This window comes from Zobellia sp. B3R18, from assembly GCF_018860715.1.
In the GTDB taxonomy this organism is placed as follows: Bacteria; Bacteroidota; Bacteroidia; order Flavobacteriales; family Flavobacteriaceae; genus Zobellia; species Zobellia russellii.
Map to the genome: position 1 here is coordinate 36,355 of NZ_JAHKQG010000002.1, position 22,176 is coordinate 58,530.

General features: G+C 38.7%; 21 protein-coding genes. 17 read left to right on the plus strand and 4 right to left on the minus strand.

The window, feature by feature from the left end:
• Positions 1–40 precede the first annotated feature (40 nt).
• Positions 41–1,531, minus strand: coding sequence for a TrkH family potassium uptake protein (locus tag KO513_RS00170; protein WP_215441297.1), 1,491 nt, complete (start codon positions 1,529–1,531; stop codon positions 41–43).
• Positions 1,531–2,880 (minus strand): Trk system potassium transporter TrkA, encoded by a 1,350-nt coding sequence (trkA, locus tag KO513_RS00175; protein ID WP_215911787.1) that lies wholly within the window; start codon positions 2,878–2,880, stop codon positions 1,531–1,533. The genes KO513_RS00170 and trkA overlap by 1 nt, the downstream gene beginning before the upstream one ends.
• A 203-nt stretch (positions 2,881–3,083) precedes the next feature.
• Between trkA and ubiE the strand changes: the two genes are divergently transcribed.
• Together ubiE and porT are read left to right on the plus strand one after the other, a co-directional pair.
• The gene (ubiE, locus tag KO513_RS00180) at positions 3,084–3,812 is read left to right on the plus strand and encodes a bifunctional demethylmenaquinone methyltransferase/2-methoxy-6-polyprenyl-1,4-benzoquinol methylase UbiE (protein WP_215911788.1); all 729 of its coding nucleotides are present in this window, start codon (positions 3,084–3,086) and stop codon (positions 3,810–3,812) included.
• A 77-nt stretch (positions 3,813–3,889) separates the two neighbouring features.
• Complete coding sequence (porT, locus tag KO513_RS00185; protein WP_215441293.1) at positions 3,890–4,609, plus strand: type IX secretion/gliding motility protein PorT/SprT; 720 nt, start codon at positions 3,890–3,892, stop codon at positions 4,607–4,609.
• A 6-nt stretch (positions 4,610–4,615) separates the two neighbouring features.
• Here the strand turns inward: porT and KO513_RS00190 are convergent, their stop codons facing one another.
• On the minus strand, positions 4,616–5,338 hold the full coding sequence (locus KO513_RS00190; RefSeq protein WP_215911789.1) for a TrmH family RNA methyltransferase: 723 nt from the start codon (positions 5,336–5,338) through the stop codon (positions 4,616–4,618).
• A 184-nt stretch (positions 5,339–5,522) separates the two neighbouring features.
• On the opposite strand from KO513_RS00190, the gene tamL reads away from it, so the two are divergent.
• From tamL to KO513_RS00265, 15 genes are all read left to right on the plus strand, one after another.
• On the plus strand, positions 5,523–8,135 hold the full coding sequence (tamL, locus tag KO513_RS00195) for a translocation and assembly module lipoprotein TamL (protein WP_252735623.1): 2,613 nt from the start codon (positions 5,523–5,525) through the stop codon (positions 8,133–8,135).
• 207 nt (positions 8,136–8,342) lie between these two features.
• Positions 8,343–9,410 (plus strand): class II fructose-bisphosphate aldolase, encoded by a 1,068-nt coding sequence (gene fbaA, locus KO513_RS00200; protein ID WP_215911790.1) that lies wholly within the window; start codon positions 8,343–8,345, stop codon positions 9,408–9,410.
• 33 nt (positions 9,411–9,443) lie between these two features.
• A complete protein-coding gene (gene accD, locus KO513_RS00205; RefSeq protein ID WP_215441341.1) occupies positions 9,444–10,319 on the plus strand; it encodes an acetyl-CoA carboxylase, carboxyltransferase subunit beta in 876 nt (291 codons plus the stop codon).
• Positions 10,316–10,801 (plus strand): hypothetical protein, encoded by a 486-nt coding sequence (locus KO513_RS00210; RefSeq protein ID WP_215911791.1) that lies wholly within the window; start codon positions 10,316–10,318, stop codon positions 10,799–10,801. Before accD ends, KO513_RS00210 begins: the two co-directional genes overlap by 4 nt.
• A gap of 105 nt (positions 10,802–10,906) precedes the next feature.
• The gene (gene rpsO / locus KO513_RS00215) at positions 10,907–11,176 is read left to right on the plus strand and encodes a 30S ribosomal protein S15 (RefSeq protein WP_215441286.1); all 270 of its coding nucleotides are present in this window, start codon (positions 10,907–10,909) and stop codon (positions 11,174–11,176) included.
• 186 nt (positions 11,177–11,362) lie between these two features.
• Positions 11,363–13,594 carry a polyribonucleotide nucleotidyltransferase gene (locus tag KO513_RS00220; protein ID WP_215911792.1) on the plus strand — a complete coding sequence of 744 codons (2,232 nt, stop codon included), beginning with the start codon at positions 11,363–11,365 and terminating at the stop codon, positions 13,592–13,594.
• A 164-nt stretch (positions 13,595–13,758) separates the two neighbouring features.
• A complete protein-coding gene (locus tag KO513_RS00225; protein ID WP_215441282.1) occupies positions 13,759–14,622 on the plus strand; it encodes a sigma-70 family RNA polymerase sigma factor in 864 nt (287 codons plus the stop codon).
• Between the two features lie 221 nt (positions 14,623–14,843).
• Entirely contained in the window at positions 14,844–15,083 is a 240-nt protein-coding gene (locus tag KO513_RS00230) for a VF530 family DNA-binding protein (RefSeq protein ID WP_215441280.1), read from the plus strand.
• Positions 15,084–15,091: 8 nt separating this feature from the next.
• On the plus strand, positions 15,092–15,544 hold the full coding sequence (locus KO513_RS00235; RefSeq protein ID WP_215441278.1) for a tRNA (cytidine(34)-2'-O)-methyltransferase: 453 nt from the start codon (positions 15,092–15,094) through the stop codon (positions 15,542–15,544).
• 126 nt (positions 15,545–15,670) lie between these two features.
• Positions 15,671–16,690 (plus strand): adenosine deaminase, encoded by a 1,020-nt coding sequence (locus KO513_RS00240; RefSeq protein WP_215911793.1) that lies wholly within the window; start codon positions 15,671–15,673, stop codon positions 16,688–16,690.
• Positions 16,691–16,787: 97 nt separating this feature from the next.
• Complete coding sequence (rpe, locus tag KO513_RS00245) at positions 16,788–17,468, plus strand: ribulose-phosphate 3-epimerase (protein WP_215441274.1); 681 nt, start codon at positions 16,788–16,790, stop codon at positions 17,466–17,468.
• Entirely contained in the window at positions 17,447–18,427 is a 981-nt protein-coding gene (locus KO513_RS00250) for a YpdA family putative bacillithiol disulfide reductase (protein WP_215911794.1), read from the plus strand. The genes rpe and KO513_RS00250 overlap by 22 nt, the downstream gene beginning before the upstream one ends.
• A 101-nt stretch (positions 18,428–18,528) precedes the next feature.
• Positions 18,529–19,023, plus strand: a complete 495-nt coding sequence (locus KO513_RS00255; protein ID WP_215441270.1) for a hypothetical protein — start codon at positions 18,529–18,531, stop codon at positions 19,021–19,023.
• A 331-nt stretch (positions 19,024–19,354) separates the two neighbouring features.
• Complete coding sequence (locus KO513_RS00260) at positions 19,355–21,022, plus strand: tetratricopeptide repeat-containing sensor histidine kinase (protein ID WP_252735624.1); 1,668 nt, start codon at positions 19,355–19,357, stop codon at positions 21,020–21,022.
• Complete coding sequence (locus KO513_RS00265; protein WP_215911795.1) at positions 21,012–21,656, plus strand: response regulator; 645 nt, start codon at positions 21,012–21,014, stop codon at positions 21,654–21,656. The genes KO513_RS00260 and KO513_RS00265 overlap by 11 nt, the downstream gene beginning before the upstream one ends.
• Here the strand turns inward: KO513_RS00265 and KO513_RS00270 are convergent, their stop codons facing one another.
• A complete protein-coding gene (locus tag KO513_RS00270; RefSeq protein ID WP_215441266.1) occupies positions 21,657–22,166 on the minus strand; it encodes a PepSY domain-containing protein in 510 nt (169 codons plus the stop codon). It lies immediately after the preceding gene.
• Between the last annotated feature and the right edge of the window lie 10 nt (positions 22,167–22,176).

Sequence of the window (22,176 nt, forward strand, 5' to 3'; positions counted from 1 at the left end):
TTTAACCTATAGCTTCCGTAAAAAAGGACTTATCATTTAACTAAGTACGTTTCCAGAAATAAGGGGTCAGTAGAATAAGAACCGTAAAAAGCTCCAACCTACCTGCTAGCATAAGAAAGCCACACCACCATTTTGCAGCATCCGGCAGACCGTTAAAATTACTTAGCGGGTATAATCCCCCAAAAGCTGGACCAACATTCCCCAGAGAAGATGCAGAACCACCAATAGCCGTCACAAAATCGATACCCATGGCACCCAACACCAAAGCCCCTATGATGAACAACAACATATAGAGTACGAAAAAAGCAATGATATTATACACAATTTGCTCCTTTACCGTCTTATTATTGTACCGTACAGGAATTATTCCGTTAGGATGCAATGTTCGCTTAAACTCCAACAATCCGTTCTTAATAATAAGAATATGGCGCATTACTTTTATTCCTCCCGAAGTAGAACCGGCAGAACCGCCCAGAAACATCAAACCAAAAAAGAAAACGGTTAAGAAAGGAGTCCAACTTGTAAAATCGGCCGAGACAAAACCTGTAGTAGTTATTACAGAAATTACCTGAAACAAGGTATGTCTAAAAGCACTTTCCCCACTTCCCAGAACCATAGGATGGTATTCCGTGACAGGAACTTCGGCTTTCAAATAAACCACTAGGGCCGCAATTATCGTAAACACAATAACAAAACCACCGTAATACCTAAACTCCTCATCCTGTAACACACGCTGTACCTTACCCTTAAAAGCAAAATAACTAAGTACAAAGTTACTTCCGGCAAGAAACATAAATAAGATTATAATATACTGTATAAGAGGTTGGTCATTCCAATAGGCCACACTTAGGTTCTTAGTAGAGAAACCACCTGTAGACAAAGTAGCTAAAGAATGGTTAATGGCATCAAAAAAGCTCATACCGGCCAATTTCAAAAGCACGGTTTCCGCTAAAGTATACCCTACATAGATTAACCAAAGTCGCTTTGCGGTATCCGTAATTCGGGGATGTAACTTATCGGCACTGGGGCCAGGTGCTTCAGCTGCAAACAACTGCATTCCTCCAATACCCAACAAAGGCAAGATTGCAATGGCTAAAACTATAATCCCCATACCTCCTATCCAATGGGTAAGACTACGCCAGAACAACAAACCTTCCGGTAAAACTTCTATATCATCTAAAATTGAAGCCCCGGTGGTGGTATAGCCGGAAACCGTCTCAAAAAAGGCATTGGTAACGGTAGGTATTTCACCTGAAAACAAATAAGGCAGCATACCGGAAAAAGACATCACTAACCAGCCAAAAGTAACAATAATATACCCTTCTCTTCGCTTTACTTCTTTCTTATGCCCCCTAGTATAGAACATAGCAAAGGTACCCACGAACATGGTTGTAATAGCCGCCAGCGCAATACTTAAAGTTGCACCATCATCATAGATGCCACTTACTAACGCTGCTAATAGCATAAAGCCCCCGTTGCACAACAACAGCAGCCCCATGATATGAAATATTATTTTTGAGTTTAACTGCATTAAAGAAACAATCGTTCTATTTTAGGAATAGCCTCTGGCAAACAACAAACCACAACGCGGTCTCCCGCTTGAATTTCAAATCCCCCTAAGGCAATAATTCCTTCCTCTCCGCGAATGACCCCGCCAATGGTAGCCGCTCTCGGAAACTTAAGTTCACGAATAACACTACCCGTTACCCTTGAATTGGGCTTAACCACAAACTCTAGGATTTCTGCGTTCAGGTTGTTTAAACGCATTAACGCCACTACCTCACCTTTACGGATATGTCTAAATATATTATTGGCGGCAAGTAGTTTTTTGTTTATTAAGGTATCTATACCAATGGAATGCGATAACTGAAAATAGTCCATATTTTCAACCATAGCAATGGTTTTCTTGATATGCTTGGACTTTGCCACCAAACAGGACATGATATTAGTTTCTGAATTTCCGGTAACTGCAATAAAGGCATCCATAGATTCCAGACTTTCTTCCTCAAGCAATTCAACGTTTCTACCATCGCCATTAATTACAAGGGCATTGGGCAGGTCATCTGCTAGGTCAAAGGCTTTTTCTTTGTCCTTCTCTATCAACTTTACGTTAAACTTGCTCACACAAAGATCACGAGCCGCTTTAAACCCTACTTTACTACCCCCAAGAATCATTACATTTCTAATAGATTCTTTCTTTTTACCGGTAAGTTTGTACAACTGCTCAACACCTTCCTTAGTGGTAATAAAATAGACCTGATCACCATGTTTAAAAACGGTATCACCCCTAGGCACAACCGTATACTGGGTTCCGGTTCGCTGTAAGGCTATTGGCATAAAGTTGAGTTCCGGAAACACCCTTGCCGCTTCTTTTACCATTTTCCCCACAAAAGGCGCGGAAGCAGGTAAGGAAACACCCACCATAATTAGTTTACCCTCCTCAAATTCATAAGTATCGTTAAAGGCCGATTTATTTAACAACAGTTGTATTTCCGTTGCGGCCAATTCTTCCGGAGATATCACTTCATCAATACCAAGATTAGCAAAATTAATATCTTCTTGATTTTCTATGAATTCCGTATTGGAAATCCTGGCAATAGTTCTTTTACATCCCAATTGCTTTGCCAACATACACAAAGTAATATTGGTTGTTTCTGAAGACGTAACCCCAATTACCAATCTGGAATTTTGCACATCTGCATCCCTCAAAACAGAAATAGAAGTAGCATCACCACGTAACACGCGAATATCCAAGTGAGTATCGGCATAGGCCAAACTCTCCTTTCTAGTATCAATGAGTGTAATATCCTGGGATTCGTAAGATAGCAGTTTAGCCAAGTGAAAACCAACTTCACCAGCACCTGCGATAATAATTTTCATTTATCAGCAACTTAATTCGGGTCTGCAGTTTATAAACCCTTTATGAATGTAAAAACTACATGGCTGTTTATATTTTGCTGCGCAAAATTACATAATATTTTGGTTGCCTATTTAAAATGGCGATAAAATGCACTTTCATTCATTTGTTGGCTTGAAGGTTTACTTGAAACGATATTGTATCTTTGCCCAAAAAATTGCCCATTATGGCCAAAAAGGTTACACCCTACAAAGATTCTGAACTTGGCAAGAAAGACCAAGTTACCCAAATGTTTGATAATATATCGGAAAACTACGATGGCCTAAACCGTGTAATTTCGTTTGGAATAGATATTAAATGGCGGAAACGGGTGGTTGCCATTTTAACGGCCAAAAAGCCCAACTCCATTTTGGATATAGCCACAGGAACAGGTGATTTAGCCATAAATTTAGTTGAAACAGGAGCTAAAAAGATAGTAGGACTAGACATTTCTCCGGGAATGTTAGAGGTTGGCAAAAAGAAAATAGCACAGAAAAGTTTGGACAACACCATTGAAATGGTTGTGGGTGATAGCGAGAACCTACCTTTTGAAACCGGTAGTTTTGATGCCATTACCGTAGCTTTTGGCGTTCGTAATTTTGAGACATTGGAAAAAGGCCTTGCTGAAATACACAGAGTGCTCGCTCCGGGCGGTACTTTTGTTGTTCTGGAGACTTCCGTTCCTACCAAAACACCTTTTAAACAGGGTTACAATCTCTATATAAAATATATGTTACCTGCTATTGGAAAATTGTTTTCAAAGGATAAATCTGCCTACACCTATTTAAGTGAATCTGCTTCTGTTTTCCCCCACGGAAATGCCTTCAACAATATTTTACGGAAAATCGGGTTTATAGAGGTAGAGAACAAGCCCCAAACATTTGGGGTTGCATCTATATATGTTGCTACAAAATAATTTCGCAGCCGAAAGGCCAGTAAAAATAGCGGTTCTACTTTTTTGACCAGAAAAGCGAACGGATAATATTTTTTTGAATGAAAAGATTTTTTTTGCTTTTGGGAGGTATTTTATTCCTATCCCTACCGGCGAATGCCCAATTTAACTCCAACCCCGTTCTTAATATTGAGAACAAGGATAAAAAACTTCTGAACTACGGATATTTTCTGGGCTTTAATAGATATGGGTTTAAATTTGATTACAAACAAGATCGTGGCAACCAAGGCACTGATATACAAGTTTTGGAGTCAACGGGCTTTAATGTAGGTCTTATTGGCGAGCTGCGTTTAAATGAATTTCTTGATGTACGTTTTGAACCAGGCCTGTATTATAACGCACGTACTTTAGGTTTCCCTGGCTTTACCGCTACGGAAGAAGGAGAACGCGATGCCATTACCGAAGTAAAATCTACCTACATTAATTTTCCTGTTCTGTTAAAAGTAGGAATGCGCCGTTTTGGCAATTTTAAACCATTTTTAGTAGCCGGACCTTCTGCTTCCCTAAACCTTGGAAGTAATGAAAAGAGCCTTGACGACAACAGCAGCGGCACATTTAGAATGAAAAAGTGGACCTACAATTACGAGCTCGGTTTTGGAATTGACTTTTATCTGGAATATTTTAAATTCACCCCTTCCATACGTGGTGTTTTTGGGCTAACGGATGAAATCATTAGAGACAACGACCCCAATAGCCCATGGACAGGAAACATAGAATCTATGAAAACCAGAGGCTTGTTCATAAACTTTACTTTTGAATAACCATCTCTAACCCCGTCTAATTTCATTCAATAAAATAGCGGTAGCCGTAGCTACGTTCAGGCTTTCGGTAGTACTCCTCCCAAATTGGGGAATACTAATTTTTTTAGTCACCATAGCTTCCACTTCCTTGGAAATGCCATTGGCCTCATTACCCATTACCAAAATTCCAGAACTAGGCAACTCTTGCCCATATACGCTCTCACCTTCCATAAAAGCACCAAAGACATCTACCGGAGCATCCTTTAAAAAACTTAAAATATCCGTATACCCAATATTTACACGAGAAATGGAACCCATTGTAGCCTGTAAGGTCTTGGGGTTATAACAATCTACTGTATGGGAAGAACATACTAAATGCTCTATACCAAACCAATCGCACAACCTAATTATAGTTCCTAAATTTCCAGGATCACGAATATCATCCAAAACCACCACCCAGTCGTCAAAATTAGGTCTTTGAGTCTCGGGTATTTCAAACACGCCCAAAATCTTGTTTGGAGTAGTAAGCGCACTCATTTTTTTTAAATCGGCCTCACTAACTATCTCGATAACATCCTCGGTTCCCAAATCAATATGCGCATCCGTACTAAAGAGGGCATTAACCTTAAAACTAGAATGCACTAACTCCTGAACAACCTTTATACCTTCGGCAACGAAGAGATTATGACGATTTCGGTACTTTTTTTGATGTAGACTTTTTACAAGTTTGACTTGATTTTTTGAAACCATAGTAATCTATACTTCTATCCGATGATTTTTATTTGTGTAAAAATGTTATTTTACCCCTTATATTCACGCTATACTAGAAAAATAAGTTCTCAAGACTGCCTAAAATGACTCATCCCTTAGAAAAACTTATATTTTCAGCTTCAAATAAAAAAGTTTAAATGAAATCAATGTATTTTTGGTCTCTATGGGCAAAATGTTACGCTTTACTAATACCGCTGCTAAAATAAGCCTATTATTTGTAGTTCTGATAATCAACTCTTGTAACACGTTAAAACGGGTTGACGAAGATGAATTCTTGCTCAAAAAAAATACAATCTTTGCAGATAGTGTAGAAGTAAAAGATGAGGATATTGAAAGTCTTATCATTCAAGAGCCCAACACCACCCTTCTTGGCTACCCGCTACGCCTTAACCTTTATAATTTAGCAAAAAAGAACCCGGATTCTTCATATCAGGCCTGGCTGGATAAAAACGAAAAAAGAGAACGACGGCTAAACAACATTCTATCAAAAAAACAAGTTGACCGCCTTGGGGAATCTTTTCTAGTGAGCGGACTTAGCGAATGGCTTAAAAAAGTAGGCGAGTCTCCCGCTATACTGGACACCACAAAAACAAAACGCACCTTAGAAAGATTAAGCGCTTATTATGGTAGTAAAGGCTATTTTAACAACAATACGCGCTTTGAAATTGATAGTCTAGTAGAAAAAAGAAGAGCTTCCGTATCCTACAAAATTGATTTAGGAGAGCCATTTATTATCGATTCCATATCAAGAAAAATAGAATCAAAAGCCATAGATTCTATCTACCTGCTGAACAAAGACGATGCGTTCGTAAAGGATGGAGACCAATTTGACCTCTCTAAATTTGCCAATGAGAGAGAACGTTTAAGTACAATTTTTAGAAATTCCGGTATCTATAATTTTCAAGAAAGCTCTATTTCCTATGATATAGCCACAGATACCACCAAGTTGGCCAATGACCAAAAAATGAACATTGAGCTCAACATTGACAATTTTAAAAGACGAGGAGACAGCGCGGTAACCAGTGCCGAGTATAAGGTTTATAAGTTTGATAAAATCAATATTTATACGGATTTTCTATATGACGAACGCGACAGCGAACAGAAATTTATACGCTACGGAGACTACACCATATTTTACAGGAACAAGCTAAGATTTAAACCTAAGACCTTGGCCAATGCCGTATTTTTTGAAAAAGACAGTATTTATAAAGATATAGACCGTACACGTACCTACAGACAGATTACCAACCTAGGTGTTTTTAAGTACCCTACTATAACGTCTACCCCAACAGACAGTTCCGCAACATTAGATGCCAACATCTATCTAGCGGCACGCCCCAAATACTCATTGGGAACATCATTTGAAGTTACAAGATCCAACATTCAGCAGGTAGGATTGGCTCTAAGCCCCTCGTTACAGGCACGAAACCTTTTTGGCGGAGCCGAAAACCTAAATTTAGCAGGCAGATTAAGTATTGGCTCCTCAAACGACCCCAGCATTATTGATAGTAGGTTTTTTAACATACAAGAATTTGGTGCAGACCTAACACTGGATATCCCTAGAATCTGGCTACCTTTTATCAACACTAATAAAATTATACCCAGTTACACCCTGCCCCGAACACGTATTTCCATAGGTACAAGCTTTCAAAAAAATATAGGTCTGGATAAGCAGGCTTTCAATACCGTATTAGGATACAATTGGGTTCCCTCGGATTTTATAAAACATGATGTTGAACTCTTGAACATACAGTTCGTTAGAAACGTTAACCCAGACCGTTTTTTCAACGTTTACGGCAATTCATATAACCAACTTGATGATGTTGCAGATAGTTTTGACAGCTATAACGATGCGGTAGACTACCCTGAACTAACCCGATATTTTGAAACTTCAGAGAACTCGGATAATCCACGCCTACGTATCCCCTCCGGAACTACAGAGTTTACAGAAGCAGTTCTTAACGGAGATGTACCAACTACTACGGATGAATTCCAAACCGTAAGCCGTATTGAAGAAAGAAGACAACGCCTTACTGAGAACAACCTTATTTTTGCCAGTAATTACAGTTTTAACCTAAACAACAGAAAAGGCCTGACGGACAACAACTTCTTTCAGTTTCGTTTTAAACTAGAAAGTGCCGGCAATGCCCTATCCTTACTTTCAAATATAATTCCGTTTAACGAAAATGATAATGAGGACCAACTAGTATTTGGCGTTCCTTATAGTCAATATATAAAAACGGAATTCGATTATGTAAAATATTGGGCCACTTCTAGGACCAACGTTTTAGCATTCCGCAGCTTTTTTGGTATTGCCATTCCGTATGGCAACTCCAACAACATTCCGTTTGTACGGAGTTACTTTGCAGGAGGTGCCAATGATATTAGGGCTTGGTCTCCGTATTCCCTTGGGCCGGGCCGTACGGATGCAATTAACGATTTTAACGAGGCAAACCTAAAAATTGGCCTTAATCTAGAATATAGATTTCCTCTTTTTGGTAATCTTAAAGGAGCACTTTTTGCGGATGCCGGTAATATTTGGAATGTTTTTGACAACGTAGAAGACCCCGAAGCCACATTTACCAGTCTAAAATCATTAGAAGATATTGCCTTGGGCACAGGTTTTGGCCTTCGTTATGACTTTACCTATTTTGTATTACGTGCAGACTTAGGATTTAAAACCTATAATCCTGCGGAAGTAATCTCAAAAAGATGGTTCAGAGATTACAATATAGCCAATTCCGTACTGCAAATTGGAATTAACTATCCTTTCTAAAGGAGCAGACCAATGCGGTATGTACTTCAATAGAAAATGAACGTATCTCGGTAAGATTTCGCGTAAACAATGGTTATAGCCCCTTTAATTTATAACAATTTTACGGCGTAAAATTCAGAAACTTATAAACACCAATCTTTTTAGACCTATTTATTTTATTACATTTGTCCTATTCATTTTTTACAAATAACATAGACTAGAAACATTATGGCTCACAGTATAAAACCAGGTGTCGCAACAGGTGACGAAGTACAAGCAATCTTTAACTATGCCAAAGAAAAAGGGTTTGCCCTTCCAGCAGTAAACGTTATTGGTTCTGACACGATTAACGGTGTTCTAGAAACAGCAGCAACCTTAAATGCTCCCGTAATCATTCAATTTTCAAACGGAGGTGCCCAGTTTAACGCAGGTAAAGGCTTATCCAATGACGGCCAAAAAGCAGCTATTCTTGGTGCTGTAGCAGGAGCAAAACACGTACATCAATTGGCCGAAGCCTATGGCGCTACCGTAATTCTTCACACAGACCACTGTGCAAAGAAATTGTTGCCTTGGATAGACGGACTTTTAGATGCCAGTGAAAAGCATTTTGCCGAAACCGGTAAGTCTCTTTTCAGCTCACACATGATAGACCTTTCAGAAGAACCTCTTGAAGAGAATATTGAAATCTGTAAAGGATACCTAGAACGCATGAGCAAAATGAACATGACGTTAGAAATAGAACTTGGTATTACAGGTGGTGAAGAAGATGGTGTTGACAATTCAGATGTTGATGATTCTAAATTATATACACAACCAGAAGAAGTAGCTTATGCTTATGAAGAGCTATCAAAAGTAAGCCCAAAGTTTACCATTGCAGCAGCTTTTGGAAACGTTCACGGTGTTTACAAGCCAGGTAACGTAAAACTGACTCCAAAAATTCTTAAAAACTCTCAAGAATACATTTCTGAAAAATATGGAGTAGAACACAATCATATTGATTTTGTTTTTCACGGAGGTTCAGGTTCTACCGTTGAAGAAATTAGAGAAGGTATTAGCTACGGCGTAATTAAAATGAATATTGATACTGATTTACAGTATGCATTTTTAGCAGGTGTACGTGATTACGTTCAAGACAATAAAGATTATCTTCAATCACAAATTGGTAACCCAAAAGGAGCTGACGAGCCAAATAAAAAGTTTTACGACCCAAGAGTTTGGTTACGTGAAGGTGAAAAATCTTTTGTAGAGCGACTAAAAAAGGCTTTTGAAGACTTAAACAATGTAAACACCTTATAGTAAATTGCATCCCCAAAACTAATTATGGAAGATATGACGGCTTGGTTCAGAAGAAAGGAAAAGGGAATACAGACAGCTACCGAAGAGAAAAAAGACACCCCAAAAGGGCTGTGGTACAAATCTCCTACGGGAAAAATTGTTGAATCAGAAGTACTTGCCAAAAATTTTTACGTAAGTCCTGAAGACGATTATCACGTTCGTATAGGCAGTAAAGAGTATTTTGAAATACTTTTTGATGATAACAAGTTCAGGGAACTGGATGCCAAATTAACATCTAAAGACCCTTTAAAGTTTGAGGATACCAAAAAATATTCTGAACGTTTAAAGGCAGCCCAGAAAAAAACCGGACTTAACGATGCCGTTAGAACCGGTTTTGGTAAATCCTTAGGCAAGGATGTTGTAATTTGCTGTATGGACTTTAACTTTATTGGAGGTTCTATGGGTAGTGTGGTAGGTGAGAAAATTGCACGAGGTATAGATTATGCCATAAAAAGAAAGGTCCCTTTTGTAATGATCTCAAAATCCGGTGGTGCCCGTATGATGGAAGCAGCCCTATCTTTAATGCAATTGGCCAAAACATCGGCTAAATTGGCGCAATTGGCAGAAGCCAAACTTCCTTATATATCACTTTGTACGGACCCAACTACGGGAGGTACAACAGCATCTTATGCCATGCTAGGAGACATAAACATCTCCGAACCTGGCGCTTTAATTGGTTTTGCCGGTCCTAGAGTTGTAAAAGAAGCTACAGGAAAAGATCTTCCTGACGGTTTCCAGACTGCAGAGTTCGTAAAAGAACATGGCTTTCTAGATTTCATCTCACATAGAAGGGATTTAAAAAAGAAAATCAACCTGTATATAGATTTAATTCAGAACAACCCTATTAGAAAGGAAAAAGCCTCCGCATGAAACCTTTAGTTTACACACTAGTTTCATTTTGGTTTTTATGTTGTTCAACAGATAAAGAAAAAGTGCTTGCCGCAGAATCTGACGCGGCAGGCATTTTATTTGATACCGCGGGAGTAATTGAAATTGAAGTTTCTGGTGAAGAAAATGCCTATACTTTTAACACAACCGTAATTAGCCCTGACACTGGTTGTGACCAATATGCAGATTGGTGGGAGGTTATCGATTTAAAAGGAAACCTTATTTACCGCAGAATTTTAACCCACAGTCATGTAGACGAACAACCTTTCTCTCGTTCAGGAGCAAGCATACCTCTGGCAGAAGATACTCAAGTCTATGTTCGGGTGCATATGAACTCTCTGGGCTACGCATCTGAAGTTCAAAAAGGATCTGTAGAAAACGGATTTATGAAAGCTGAATTAGATAGTGAATTTGCCAAAGAATTAGAAAAAGTAGAACCGCTTCCTACCGGTTGTGCTTTTTAAAGAACATATTGCACCTTCTCTTAAATATTATCAATAATAATTGTATATTTGCCGCTTGATTGAAAATCAGTCATATACATAAAAATCATTTAAAATAATATTGGAATGTATTTAACAAAAGAAGTAAAAGCCGAAATCTTTAAGAAATACGGCGGTAGCGCAGAGAACACAGGTTCTACTGAAGGTCAGATTGCATTGTTTACACACCGTATCAATCACCTAACTGGTCACTTAAAGAAAAACCACAAAGACTTTAACACAGAGCGTTCATTGGTAAAGCTCGTAGGTAAGAGAAGAAGCCTACTAGATTATATGATAAAGAATGATATTGTAAAGTATCGTGAGCTTATCAAAGAATTAGGTATTAGAAAATAAGTATTTACAAAGGGCTGAAAATTTCAGCCCTTTTTTATATATATTAGTCATCCTAAGTATTAGGATTTTTTACAAAAAGCTGCACCCAGTTTTTCATTGGTCAACACAACACAACAACTTCGGCCATAACACGCCGATAAGACCATTGTTTAACAATTCGCCGGCTGGCGTATTTAATTAAAATTTATGATTCCAAAAGTATTTAAAGAGGTCATAGACCTTGGTGACGGTAGGGAAATTTCTATCGAAACCGGAAAATTGGCAAAACAGGCCCACGGTTCTGTTGTTGTTCAATCAGGAAAATGTATGCTATTGTGTACTGTTGTTTCCAACTACAAACAAAGTGATGTTGACTTCCTTCCGTTAACGGTAGATTACCGCGAAAAATTTGCAGCTGCGGGACGTTACCCAGGTGGTTTCTTCAAAAGAGAAGCAAGACCTAGTGATGGTGAAGTATTGACAATGCGTTTGGTGGATCGTGTTTTACGTCCACTTTTCCCAAAAGATTATCATTCTGAAACTCAGGTGATGATTCAATTAATGTCTCATGATGATGAGGTAATGCCAGATGCAATGGCCGGTTTGGCTGCATCTGCGGCAATTCAATTATCGGATTTTCCGTTTGAATGCGCTATCTCGGAAGCAAGAGTTGCCCGTGTAAACGGTGAATTCGTTATAAACCCAACCAGAGCTCAACTAGATGAATCTGACATTGATATGATGATCGGTGCTTCTGCTGATTCTGTTATGATGGTTGAAGGTGAGATGGACGAAATTTCTGAAGAAGAAATGACCGAAGCCATCAAATTTGCACACGAAGCCATTAAGGTTCAATGTGCAGCTCAATTAAGGTTGGCCGAAGCTTTCGGAAAGAAAGATGTACGTGAATATGAGCCAGAAAGAGAAGATGAAGATCTGGCCAAGAAAATTCATAACATGGCATATGACAAGGTATACGCCGTTGCCAAAGCAGGTTCTGCCAAACATGAAAGAAGCGCTGCCTTCTCCGAAATAAAAGAAGAAATCGTAGCTTCTTTCTCCGAAGAAGAACAAGCCGATTTTGGTGGTATGATTTCTAAATACTACAACAAAGCTGAAAAAGCTGCCGTTCGTGACCTTACCTTAAATGAAGGTTTACGTTTAGACGGTCGTAAGACAGATGAAATCAGACCTATCTGGTGTGAGGTAGATTACTTACCATCTACTCACGGTTCTGCCATATTTACACGTGGGGAAACTCAAGCATTGGCTACCGTAACATTAGGTACATCTAGAGATTCGAATAAAATAGATATGCCATCTTACGAAGGTGAGGAGAATTTCTATTTACATTATAACTTCCCTCCTTTTTCAACAGGTGAGGCAAGACCTATACGTGGTACCTCTCGTAGAGAAGTAGGGCACGGTAACTTGGCACAACGTGCATTAAAAGGAATGATTCCTGCAGATTGCCCTTATACGGTTCGTGTAGTATCAGAAGTATTGGAATCTAACGGTTCTTCTTCTATGGCTACCGTTTGTTCCGGTACAATGGCTTTAATGGATGCCGGTGTTCAACTAAAAAAACCGGTTTCAGGTATTGCCATGGGACTAATTACGGATACTGAATCTGGAAAGTACGCTGTATTATCGGATATTTTAGGTGATGAAGATCACTTAGGCGATATGGACTTTAAAGTAACCGGTACTGCCGATGGTATTACCGCTTGCCAAATGGATATTAAAGTAAAAGGTCTTTCTTACGAAATCTTGGTAAATGCCTTGAAACAAGCAAGAGACGGCCGTTTACATATTCTTGGAAAATTGACGGACACAATAGCTGCACCAAATGCAGATGTGAAGCCTCATTCTCCAAAAATGGTTACACGTACTATTCCTAACGAATTCATTGGTGCCCTTATCGGACCTGGTGGAAAAGTAATTCAGGAACTTCAGAAAGAGACGGATACTACCATTGTTATCAATGAAGACCCTGTTACCGAAGAAGGTATTGTTGAAATTTTGGGTACGGATCAAAACGGTATTGATGCTGTATTAGCAAAAATCGATTCGTTGATGTTCAAACCGGAAGTAGGTAGTGCTTACGAGGTAAAAGTTATCAAAATGCTAGATTTTGGTGCTGTTGTAGAATATGTTGATGCCCCAGGCAACGAAGTATTGTTACACGTATCCGAGCTGGCATGGGAAAGAACTGAAAACGTTTCCGATGTTGTGAACATGGGCGATGTTTTTGATGTAAAATACTTTGGTATAGATCCTAGAACCCGTAAGGAAAAAGTTTCTAGAAAAGCATTATTACCTAAGCCAGAAGGTTTTGTAGAAAGACCACCACGTAATGATAAAGATCGTGGCCGTGGTAGAGATGATAGACGAGGTGGCGGTAGAGATAACCGTGACCGTAAACCTAGAAGAGACTAAGACTTCTAAAGTTTAACACGCATTTTAAGCCTCAACTTGTTAAGTTGAGGCTTTTTTATGCGACTCATCTAAAAAATGAAGTTTTTTTAGCCCGTTTGTAACATTTCTGGCTTTTTTACGTATAAGTATATGCAGTCTATGCAAACTGAACCTAATTTATTTACATGAGACAGCTTAAAATTACAAAACAGGTCACCAATAGGGAGACCGCATCTTTGGACAAGTACTTGCAAGAAATAGGCAAAGTAGACTTGATTACAGCAGATGAAGAAGTAGAATTGGCACAACGCATCAAGGCAGGCGATCAGGTCGCTCTTGAAAAACTCACAAAGGCCAATCTTCGATTCGTTGTATCGGTAGCCAAGCAGTACCAAAACCAGGGACTTACTTTACCCGATTTAATTAACGAGGGTAACCTTGGCCTTATTAAGGCCGCACAACGTTTTGACGAAACAAGAGGATTTAAGTTTATTTCTTATGCCGTGTGGTGGATTCGTCAATCTATATTACAAGCTTTGGCAGAACAATCTCGTATTGTACGTTTGCCATTGAACAAAATTGGTTCGATCAATAAAATCAATAAGACTTTTGCCTTTCTTGAGCAAGCACACGAACGTATGCCTTCTCCTGAGGAAATTGCAAAAGAACTGGATATGACGGTTGAGGATGTAAAGCAATCACTTAAGAACTCCGGTCGTCATGTATCTATGGATGCTCCATTGATCGATGGTGAAGATTCTAACCTTTATGATGTACTTCGTAGTGGAGAATCTCCAAACCCGGACAAAGAGTTGTTGCATGAATCTTTGCGTACCGAGATTGAGCGCGCATTGGAAACCTTGACACCTAGAGAAGCAGACGTAATCCGTTTGTACTTTGGTCTGGCTGGACAGCACTCCATGACCCTTGAAGAAATTGGTGAGACTTTTGACCTTACAAGAGAAAGAGTTCGCCAGATTAAGGAAAAGGCTATTAGAAGATTAAAACACACTTCTAGAAGTAAAATCCTTAAAACGTATTTGGGCTAATAGCCCTAAAATTACACGTTAAATAATCCTTAAATTGGAAATTTGGCATATATATTGTAATTTTAATACTGACAACAGTTTATCATGACTGTTCGTTTTTTGATTGATGAATAAACTCCGGCTGATTACCGGAGTTTTTTCATTTATAACAGACCCTCAAAATCTTTTAAAACCCCTATATTTAAAGGGTTCATTTAAAATAACGCACGCAACACTTTACTATGGAATCTGACAAAAAAACACCCAACACCCAACCTAACAACCCGTTACACGGTGTAAAATTAGTGGACATTTTGGAACAGTTGACTGAAAAGTACACTTGGGAAGAATTGGCAGACCGTATAAATATTAATTGTTTTAAAAGTAATCCTACCATCAAATCTTCGCTTAAATTTTTAAGGCGTACACCATGGGCAAGAACCAAGGTAGAACAGCTATATTTGAAATCTTTTCACAAATAGATTAGATTATGCCATTCAACATTGTTCTTGTAGAACCAGAAATACCCAACAATACCGGAAATATTGGCAGACTTGCGCTGGCAACGGGCTCTACACTTCATCTTGTAAAACCTTTTGGATTTGAATTGGATGACAAACGTGTAAAACGGGCCGGTCTTGACTATTGGCAACATTTAGATTTATGTATTTACGAAAGTCTTGAAGATTTTTTATCCGAACACGGCAACAAAAATTTGGCACTATTTTCAAGTCATGGTGCGGAAAATCATTGGTCTATACCTTTTGAAGACGGGCAGTTTCTTGTTTTTGGCAAAGAGTCGGTAGGTTTGCCCTCTTCCCTACTCTCCTTGTATGAAAATGATATCTATAAAATTCCCCTTTATAGCAACCATGTACGTAGTCTAAATTTGGCCAATGCCGTGGGTATTGCAGTTTATGAAGGGTTGAAACACTTACTGTAAAACCAACATTCATTGGGGAACCGAAACATAATTCCCCAATAGACCTTGTTAAAAGCCTATATTTTTATAAAAAAACGCTTAAATTGGTGGTAACCGCTCGTTTCTATATAAAAACATAACCGCTCTATGAAAAATTCTGTCCTTTACAACTTTATCTCAGGTCTACCCAAAACAGAATTACACTTACATATTGAGGGTACTTTTGAGCCGGAGCTCATGTTTAAGATTGCAAAGAGAAACAACGTTAAGATCAAATATGCCAACGTAGATGAAGTTAAAAAAGCATATAGTTTCAACAACCTGCAAGAGTTCTTGGATATCTACTATGCAGGAGCATCGGTATTGCTTAAGGAAGAAGATTTTTACGATCTTACTTGGGCCTATTTAACAAAAGTTCATGAGCAAAATGTTAAGCACGTAGAAATATTTTTTGACCCTCAGACCCATACTGATCGTAATGTTCCTTTTGACTACGTTTTAAATGGTATTTACAGTGCTCTAGAAGATGGTCAAGAAAAACTGGGCATCAGCTTTAAGTTAATTATGAGTTTTTTAAGGCATCTAGATGAAGCATCGGCCTTTAAAACTCTAGAACAAGCTTTACCCCATAAAGACAAAATTGTAGCGGTTGGACTAGATTCCTCTGAAGTAGGCAATCCGCCTTCAAAATTCAAAAACGTCTTTCAAAAGGCACTTGAAGAAGGATTTTTAACCGTTGCCCATGCAGGTGAAGAAGGTCCATCCGAATATATTTGGGAAGCACTGGATTTGCTTAAGGTTACACGTATTGACCACGGCAATCGCTGTCTGGACGACCCTAAGCTATTACAGAGGTTGGCCCAAGAACAAATGCCCCTTACCCTTTGTCCTCTATCAAATTTGGAACTTAAAGTAATTCAAGATTTAAAGGAATATCCGCTGCTTACAATGATGGAGCACAACCTCTTGGTTACCATCCACTCAGATGACCCAGCCTATTTTGGCGGATATATGAACGAAAATTTCTGGGGTGTAGCCAATGCCTTAAACCTTTCTAAATCTCAAATCGCGGAACTGGCAAAAAACGGATTTAAAGCTAGTTGGTTGTCCGATCAGAAAAAACAGGAGTTCATTAATGAAATTGATCTCTACTTACAAAACCATTAGCCGCTATTCTTATAAGTAGACGTCTTTTGCCTATATGCGTTACCCCGTACAATCACAATTCATTACTTTTGTATAAATTGTATTTAACTGACACAAAATGAGCAAAACAAAAATTGCACCATCCCTTTTGGCTGCCGACTTTGGCAACTTGCAGCGTGATATAGAAATGGTTAACAATAGTGATGCAGATTGGCACCATATTGATGTAATGGATGGTGTTTTTGTACCTAATATATCGTACGGTATGCCTGTGGTTAAAACTATTGCCGAGCACGCTACAAAACCATTGGATGTGCATTTAATGATTGTTGACCCTGACCGTTATATCAAAACTTTTGCAGAGTTGGGTGCCACACATCTAACCGTTCATTATGAAGCCTGCACACATTTACACAGAACTATACAGGCCATCAAGGCCGAGGGCATGAAAGCCGGAGTTGCCTTAAACCCACATACCAATGTTAACCTGCTCAAAAATGTTATCAAGGATATAGACATTGCCCTTATCATGAGTGTAAACCCTGGTTTTGGCGGACAAAGCTTTATTGAGAATACTTACGAGAAAGTTTACAACCTTAAAGAATTGATAAAAGAGTCCGATGCTTCTACCTTAATAGAGGTTGATGGCGGGGTAAATTCTAAAAATGCCAAAGCCCTAATCAAGGCCGGTGCCGATATTTTAGTTGCGGGCAGCTTTATTTTTAAGACCGAAGACCCAATAAAAACAATTCAAGAACTTAAAAAATCTACCGATAGATGGAGCATTTTCGAGTTGTAATTATAGGAGGAGGACCTATAGGAATTGCATGCGGACTTGAAGCCAAGAAAAGAGGATTGAGCTATGTTATTTTGGAAAAGGGGCCTATTGTAAATTCCCTTTTTAATTATCCGCAGAACATGCAGTTCTTTTCTTCTTCGGAAAAATTGGAAATAGACAACATTCCTTTTATAAGCACCGAAGCTAAACCCAAACGTAACGAAGCCCTGGAATACTACAGGAGAATCGTTACTTCTAACGATCTTAATATTAAGCTTTTTGAAAAGGTAGATAAGGTTGAAAAGACTAAAAATGGTTTTTCAATAGCATCTAGCAAGAATAGCTATACCGCGGACAAGGTAATCGTGGCCACAGGTTTTTATGATTTACCCAACAAGCTTAATATACCTGGCGAGGACCTTCCTAAAATAGCACATTACTATGACGATCCACATTTTTACGCCAGTCAAAAACTGGCCGTTGTAGGTGCCAGTAATTCTGCTATTGACGCTGCTTTGGAGTGCTGGCGAAAAGGTGCTGAAGTAACTTTGGTGATAAGAGGAGATGAAGTAGGGCCTCGGGTAAAATATTGGGTTAGACCGGATATTATAAACCGCATAGAAGAAGGTAGCATAAAAGCGTATTACAATTCTACGCTAAAAGAAGTGCGCCAGAATGAAATTGTTATTGATACCCCAGAAGGCGCCATAACCCTAGATAATGACTTTGTTCTAGCTTTAACCGGCTATATGCCCAATTTTAATTTCTTGACCCAGATGGGAATTGCACTCTCTGACGATGATAAGAAATTGCCTCAATATGACCCTGAAACTATGGAAACCAATGTATCCGGAATTTATTTGGCCGGTGTAATCTGTGGTGGCATGGAAACTCATAAATGGTTCATAGAAAATTCAAGGATACATGCTAAAATAATTATCACATCCATTCTTAAAGAAATAGAGGTAAGCAAAGTTTAAAATTTACATACCCCCGTTTTCAGGGGGTATTATTTCACTGTTACGGGTATAGTTCTCTGAAGTACAAACCACGAAATTTGTATCAACCAAGAACCTGAACAATGAAATACATTTATCCAAAATTGCTTTTCGTTTGTCTATCCGTAGCTATCTATTGCAACAATAAATCCCAAAAAAGAGACCAGCTTTCCAACTTGGAGCATACCAATCATTATTCTTTGTTGGTCCAAAGGGGTGCGTTTCATTTTGATTCGTTCAAAATCGTAAAAAATAAAATTTCCCACATTCCGGGAATTTCGTCCAATTTTGAAACCGCTACCTATAATAAAAACAGCCAAAGCTTTTTAGATACGCTGCAAACCTTAGGTTTTTTCAAGAAAATAGAGGCAAAAGGCTTTTGGGACCTAAAGCCCCATTACGGTTCAGAAACTTCATGTAACAGTCAACTTATTGTTACCCTGACCTCCAACGGAAAATCAAAAACCGTAATTTGCGATGATTACCAAACCAATTGCCCTGACCTCATAAAATATATAGAGAAAAAAGTTGTTGAATTGGAAGGAAACGATTTAAAACGGATTAACCTACCAGGATAAAACCATACCACTGAAAACAAAACGTAAATTTCACACCATAAAAGCCCTAAGCCTTTTAAACCTATTAGGCCTACTACTTTTATGTGGTACACCAAACCTCTACGCCCAAAAACACAGTGTAGATTCTACCAATGTAAATACGCAACAGCGCATTACGTTTTCCACTATTCCAAATAACAAGGAGGCATCATTAGAACCCTACTACAAAGCTTTAAAAAATGCTGATTTCGGGAGTCAAAGGTTCTCCGTATTTGAACAACTAGCAGAATTACACATCCAAAAAGGAAATACAGATTCTATCCTACATTATGGCAACCTCTATGTAAAGGAATTGGGCAACTGGGACAAACCGGAAACCAACAAACAGTTGCATTATGCCAAAGCCCATTACTTTCTGGGCATAGGTAGTCATTTTAACGGTCTATTGGACAAATCTATAGAATGGCATATTAAAGGCCTACAAGACGCAGAAGCCGGCAATTCAGATGAGCTTCAGTACAAGAACAAAATAGGTCTTGCCCATAATTATATTCTAAAATCAGAAAGTGACAAAGCCCTTGAGGTACTCACCAAAGCCATTTTAGATTTTGGCACTACGTTTCCGGACCTGACCATGCAAGCAATTATCTATATGGGTAACGCACACTTGGTAAAAGGGGAATTTGAATTGGCCAAAACTCAGTTTGATGAAGCCCTGCGCGTGGCCACGGATTTTAAAAATTTTGAAAAGGAACTGACCGTAAAGTTAGAACTCGCCAAATTAGCGGAAGCTCAGGAAAATTATGAAAAGGCATTTCAGGACTATGAATCCATCCGAAACCAGGCCTTGACAAACGGATTTACCGCCATCTACTTTGAAGGCTCGTTACGTTTGGCCAAGCTCTGCTATAAAGAAGAAAAATATGAAATGGCCAACATAGCCTTAAGTTTTGCCTATATAAACGCTATTGACCGCGAGAACTTACAATTCCAAAAAGAAGCTCTAGTAATACAGGCCAGAAGTTTTGCCAAATTGGAGGACTACAAAAATGCCTATGCCGTAATGACCCAACTGTTTGGTGTCAACGGCCAAATCAACAGCAAGCAACAGCGGGAAATTATTAAAGAACTGGAGATACAATACGAAACCCTAGAAAAGGAAAAGGCTATTTCTTCTTTAGAGGAGGAACAAATAGCGAAGAACGCGGAACTGGAACGACAGAAAACCATTAAAAATGCCTTTCTAATTGGCTTCCTGATTATATTGATTCCCATAATAGCTTTGCTGTATGTGTATTACCAAAAAATTCAGACCCAAAGCGAACTTTCTAAAAAACAAGAAGAAATAAATCTTCAGAAAGTAGCGTCCTTAAAACAAAAACAAGAACTGGACCTGATCAAAGCTTCAATGGAAGGGCAAGATGAAGAACGAAAAAGAATTGCCCAAGAGCTACACGATAGTATTGGCGGAAATCTTGCAGGAATTAAGCTTCAGGTATCTACAATGACATCGGAGTCCAGCAAATGGAAAGAAATAAACGGTCAATTAGACGAGACCTATCAACTGGTAAGAGATATATCACACACCCTTATTCCCAAGAAATTTAAACAACACGCTTTCTCGGATTTAATCAGAGAGTACATTGCATCAATTTCAAGAAGCGGAAAATTAAAAATAGGTTTTCATCCACACCCGGAGGTTGATGTAAACGGATTGGACGAAAAAATTCAAATGGAGCTCTATAAGGTCATTCAGGAGTTAATGACCAATACGTTAAAACATGCCCAGGCCAGTACCGTAGATATACACTTAAACTTACTTAACGCAGAGCTATCCTTACTTTTTGAAGACAACGGAAAAGGATTTGAAGCTTCCGAAATAAAAGAAGGAATAGGGTTTCAAAATATTCGCAGTAGAATCAAGGAACTGAACGGTTCGCTCCATATAGACGCTTCTAAAAATAGGGGTAGCGTAATCTCTATAGAAATCCCCTTAAAAAACTCATCTCATGAAATATAACCTCATCATTGCCGATGATCATAAAATGTTCATAGACGGACTACTAAGCATATTGAACGACGCTCCGGAATTCTCGGTTTCAACAACGACCAAAAACGGGGCACAGGTCATCAAATATCTGGATATTAACGGTACAAAAGACCTTCATCTTTTGATTACCGACCTCAGCATGCCCGAAATGGACGGTATTGAACTTAACCGTACCGTTAAAGAAAAGTACCCCACCTTAAAGACATTGATCGTAAGTATGCATATTGATGGTGGTATGATCGAGAAACTCATCCAAAACAATGTAGACGGTTATGTTCCAAAAAACGCCGAAAAAGATGAGCTCCTGACCGCTATGCGAACCATTGTAAAGGGCGAAAAGTATTTCTCTCAAGAAATTAAACGCGCATACACGGATGCTATGTTCGAAAACAAAAAACAGGAGGAGGTTCACCTTACGGACCGTGAAAAAGAAGTACTAAAACTCATTGCCAATGAATATACCACTCAAGAAATTGCGGACGAACTATTTCTGAGCAAACACACCATAGAGAGCTACCGCAAAAATCTCATTTCTAAATTAGAAGTGAAAAATTTAGCCGGGCTCACCAAACACGCCATTAAAATTGGACTCCTGGATTCTTGATTAAACAAAGAGCAAAATAAGGGTAAGCACCAGACCGCCAAGAGCAAAGTAAATGCCCTTCTTAAATATAGGTGCGCTAGGGCGAAACATCCAAAAAGCGGATACCACAAAAAACAGTAACGCAGCCCCAAAGAAGATATTTAGAAAATACAAAGGCTGGCTAGAAGTTGCCTTGTGTATTTTGGTCATCTTGTCTAAAACGAAGGGTAATTTTTTTTCGGTATAATTGGCCACTCCGGTTTTACTATCGTACGTACCTCCTTCAAAATGAACCATATTACCTTCTTCTTTTTGAAGTTTAAAATGCTTTATTTTTAGAGCCTTACCTACTTCATTGGCCTTTATATTTGGCTTTATGGTCTTCTCAACAGCTACTTCTTTCTTAAGAAAATCGGTATTTCTATAAATTAACACAATACCGCTAATTGCATACATGGCCATTATACCCGCTAGGAAAAAGCCTAGGTATCTGTGATAGGTACGCATTTTTTCTTCAGTTTTTCTTCCCATTTTTAAAAGT

Bases quoted from the DNA above. Each gene is read 5' to 3' on its own strand.
- KO513_RS00170 (WP_215441297.1), bottom strand. From the start codon at position 1,531: ATGCAGTTAAACTCAAAAATAATATTTCATATCATGGGGCTGCTGTTG.
- trkA (WP_215911787.1), bottom strand. From the start codon at position 2,880: ATGAAAATTATTATCGCAGGTGCTGGTGAAGTTGGTTTTCACTTGGCT.
- ubiE (WP_215911788.1), top strand. From the start codon at position 3,084: ATGGCCAAAAAGGTTACACCCTACAAAGATTCTGAACTTGGCAAGAAA.
- porT (WP_215441293.1), top strand. From the start codon at position 3,890: ATGAAAAGATTTTTTTTGCTTTTGGGAGGTATTTTATTCCTATCCCTA.
- KO513_RS00190 (WP_215911789.1), bottom strand. From the start codon at position 5,338: ATGGTTTCAAAAAATCAAGTCAAACTTGTAAAAAGTCTACATCAAAAA.
- tamL (WP_252735623.1), top strand. From the start codon at position 5,523: ATGGGCAAAATGTTACGCTTTACTAATACCGCTGCTAAAATAAGCCTA.
- fbaA (WP_215911790.1), top strand. From the start codon at position 8,343: ATGGCTCACAGTATAAAACCAGGTGTCGCAACAGGTGACGAAGTACAA.
- accD (WP_215441341.1), top strand. From the start codon at position 9,444: ATGACGGCTTGGTTCAGAAGAAAGGAAAAGGGAATACAGACAGCTACC.
- KO513_RS00210 (WP_215911791.1), top strand. From the start codon at position 10,316: ATGAAACCTTTAGTTTACACACTAGTTTCATTTTGGTTTTTATGTTGT.
- rpsO (WP_215441286.1), top strand. From the start codon at position 10,907: ATGTATTTAACAAAAGAAGTAAAAGCCGAAATCTTTAAGAAATACGGC.
- KO513_RS00220 (WP_215911792.1), top strand. From the start codon at position 11,363: ATGATTCCAAAAGTATTTAAAGAGGTCATAGACCTTGGTGACGGTAGG.
- KO513_RS00225 (WP_215441282.1), top strand. From the start codon at position 13,759: ATGAGACAGCTTAAAATTACAAAACAGGTCACCAATAGGGAGACCGCA.
- KO513_RS00230 (WP_215441280.1), top strand. From the start codon at position 14,844: ATGGAATCTGACAAAAAAACACCCAACACCCAACCTAACAACCCGTTA.
- KO513_RS00235 (WP_215441278.1), top strand. From the start codon at position 15,092: ATGCCATTCAACATTGTTCTTGTAGAACCAGAAATACCCAACAATACC.
- KO513_RS00240 (WP_215911793.1), top strand. From the start codon at position 15,671: ATGAAAAATTCTGTCCTTTACAACTTTATCTCAGGTCTACCCAAAACA.
- rpe (WP_215441274.1), top strand. From the start codon at position 16,788: ATGAGCAAAACAAAAATTGCACCATCCCTTTTGGCTGCCGACTTTGGC.
- KO513_RS00250 (WP_215911794.1), top strand. From the start codon at position 17,447: ATGGAGCATTTTCGAGTTGTAATTATAGGAGGAGGACCTATAGGAATT.
- KO513_RS00255 (WP_215441270.1), top strand. From the start codon at position 18,529: ATGAAATACATTTATCCAAAATTGCTTTTCGTTTGTCTATCCGTAGCT.
- KO513_RS00265 (WP_215911795.1), top strand. From the start codon at position 21,012: ATGAAATATAACCTCATCATTGCCGATGATCATAAAATGTTCATAGAC.
- KO513_RS00270 (WP_215441266.1), bottom strand. From the start codon at position 22,166: ATGGGAAGAAAAACTGAAGAAAAAATGCGTACCTATCACAGATACCTA.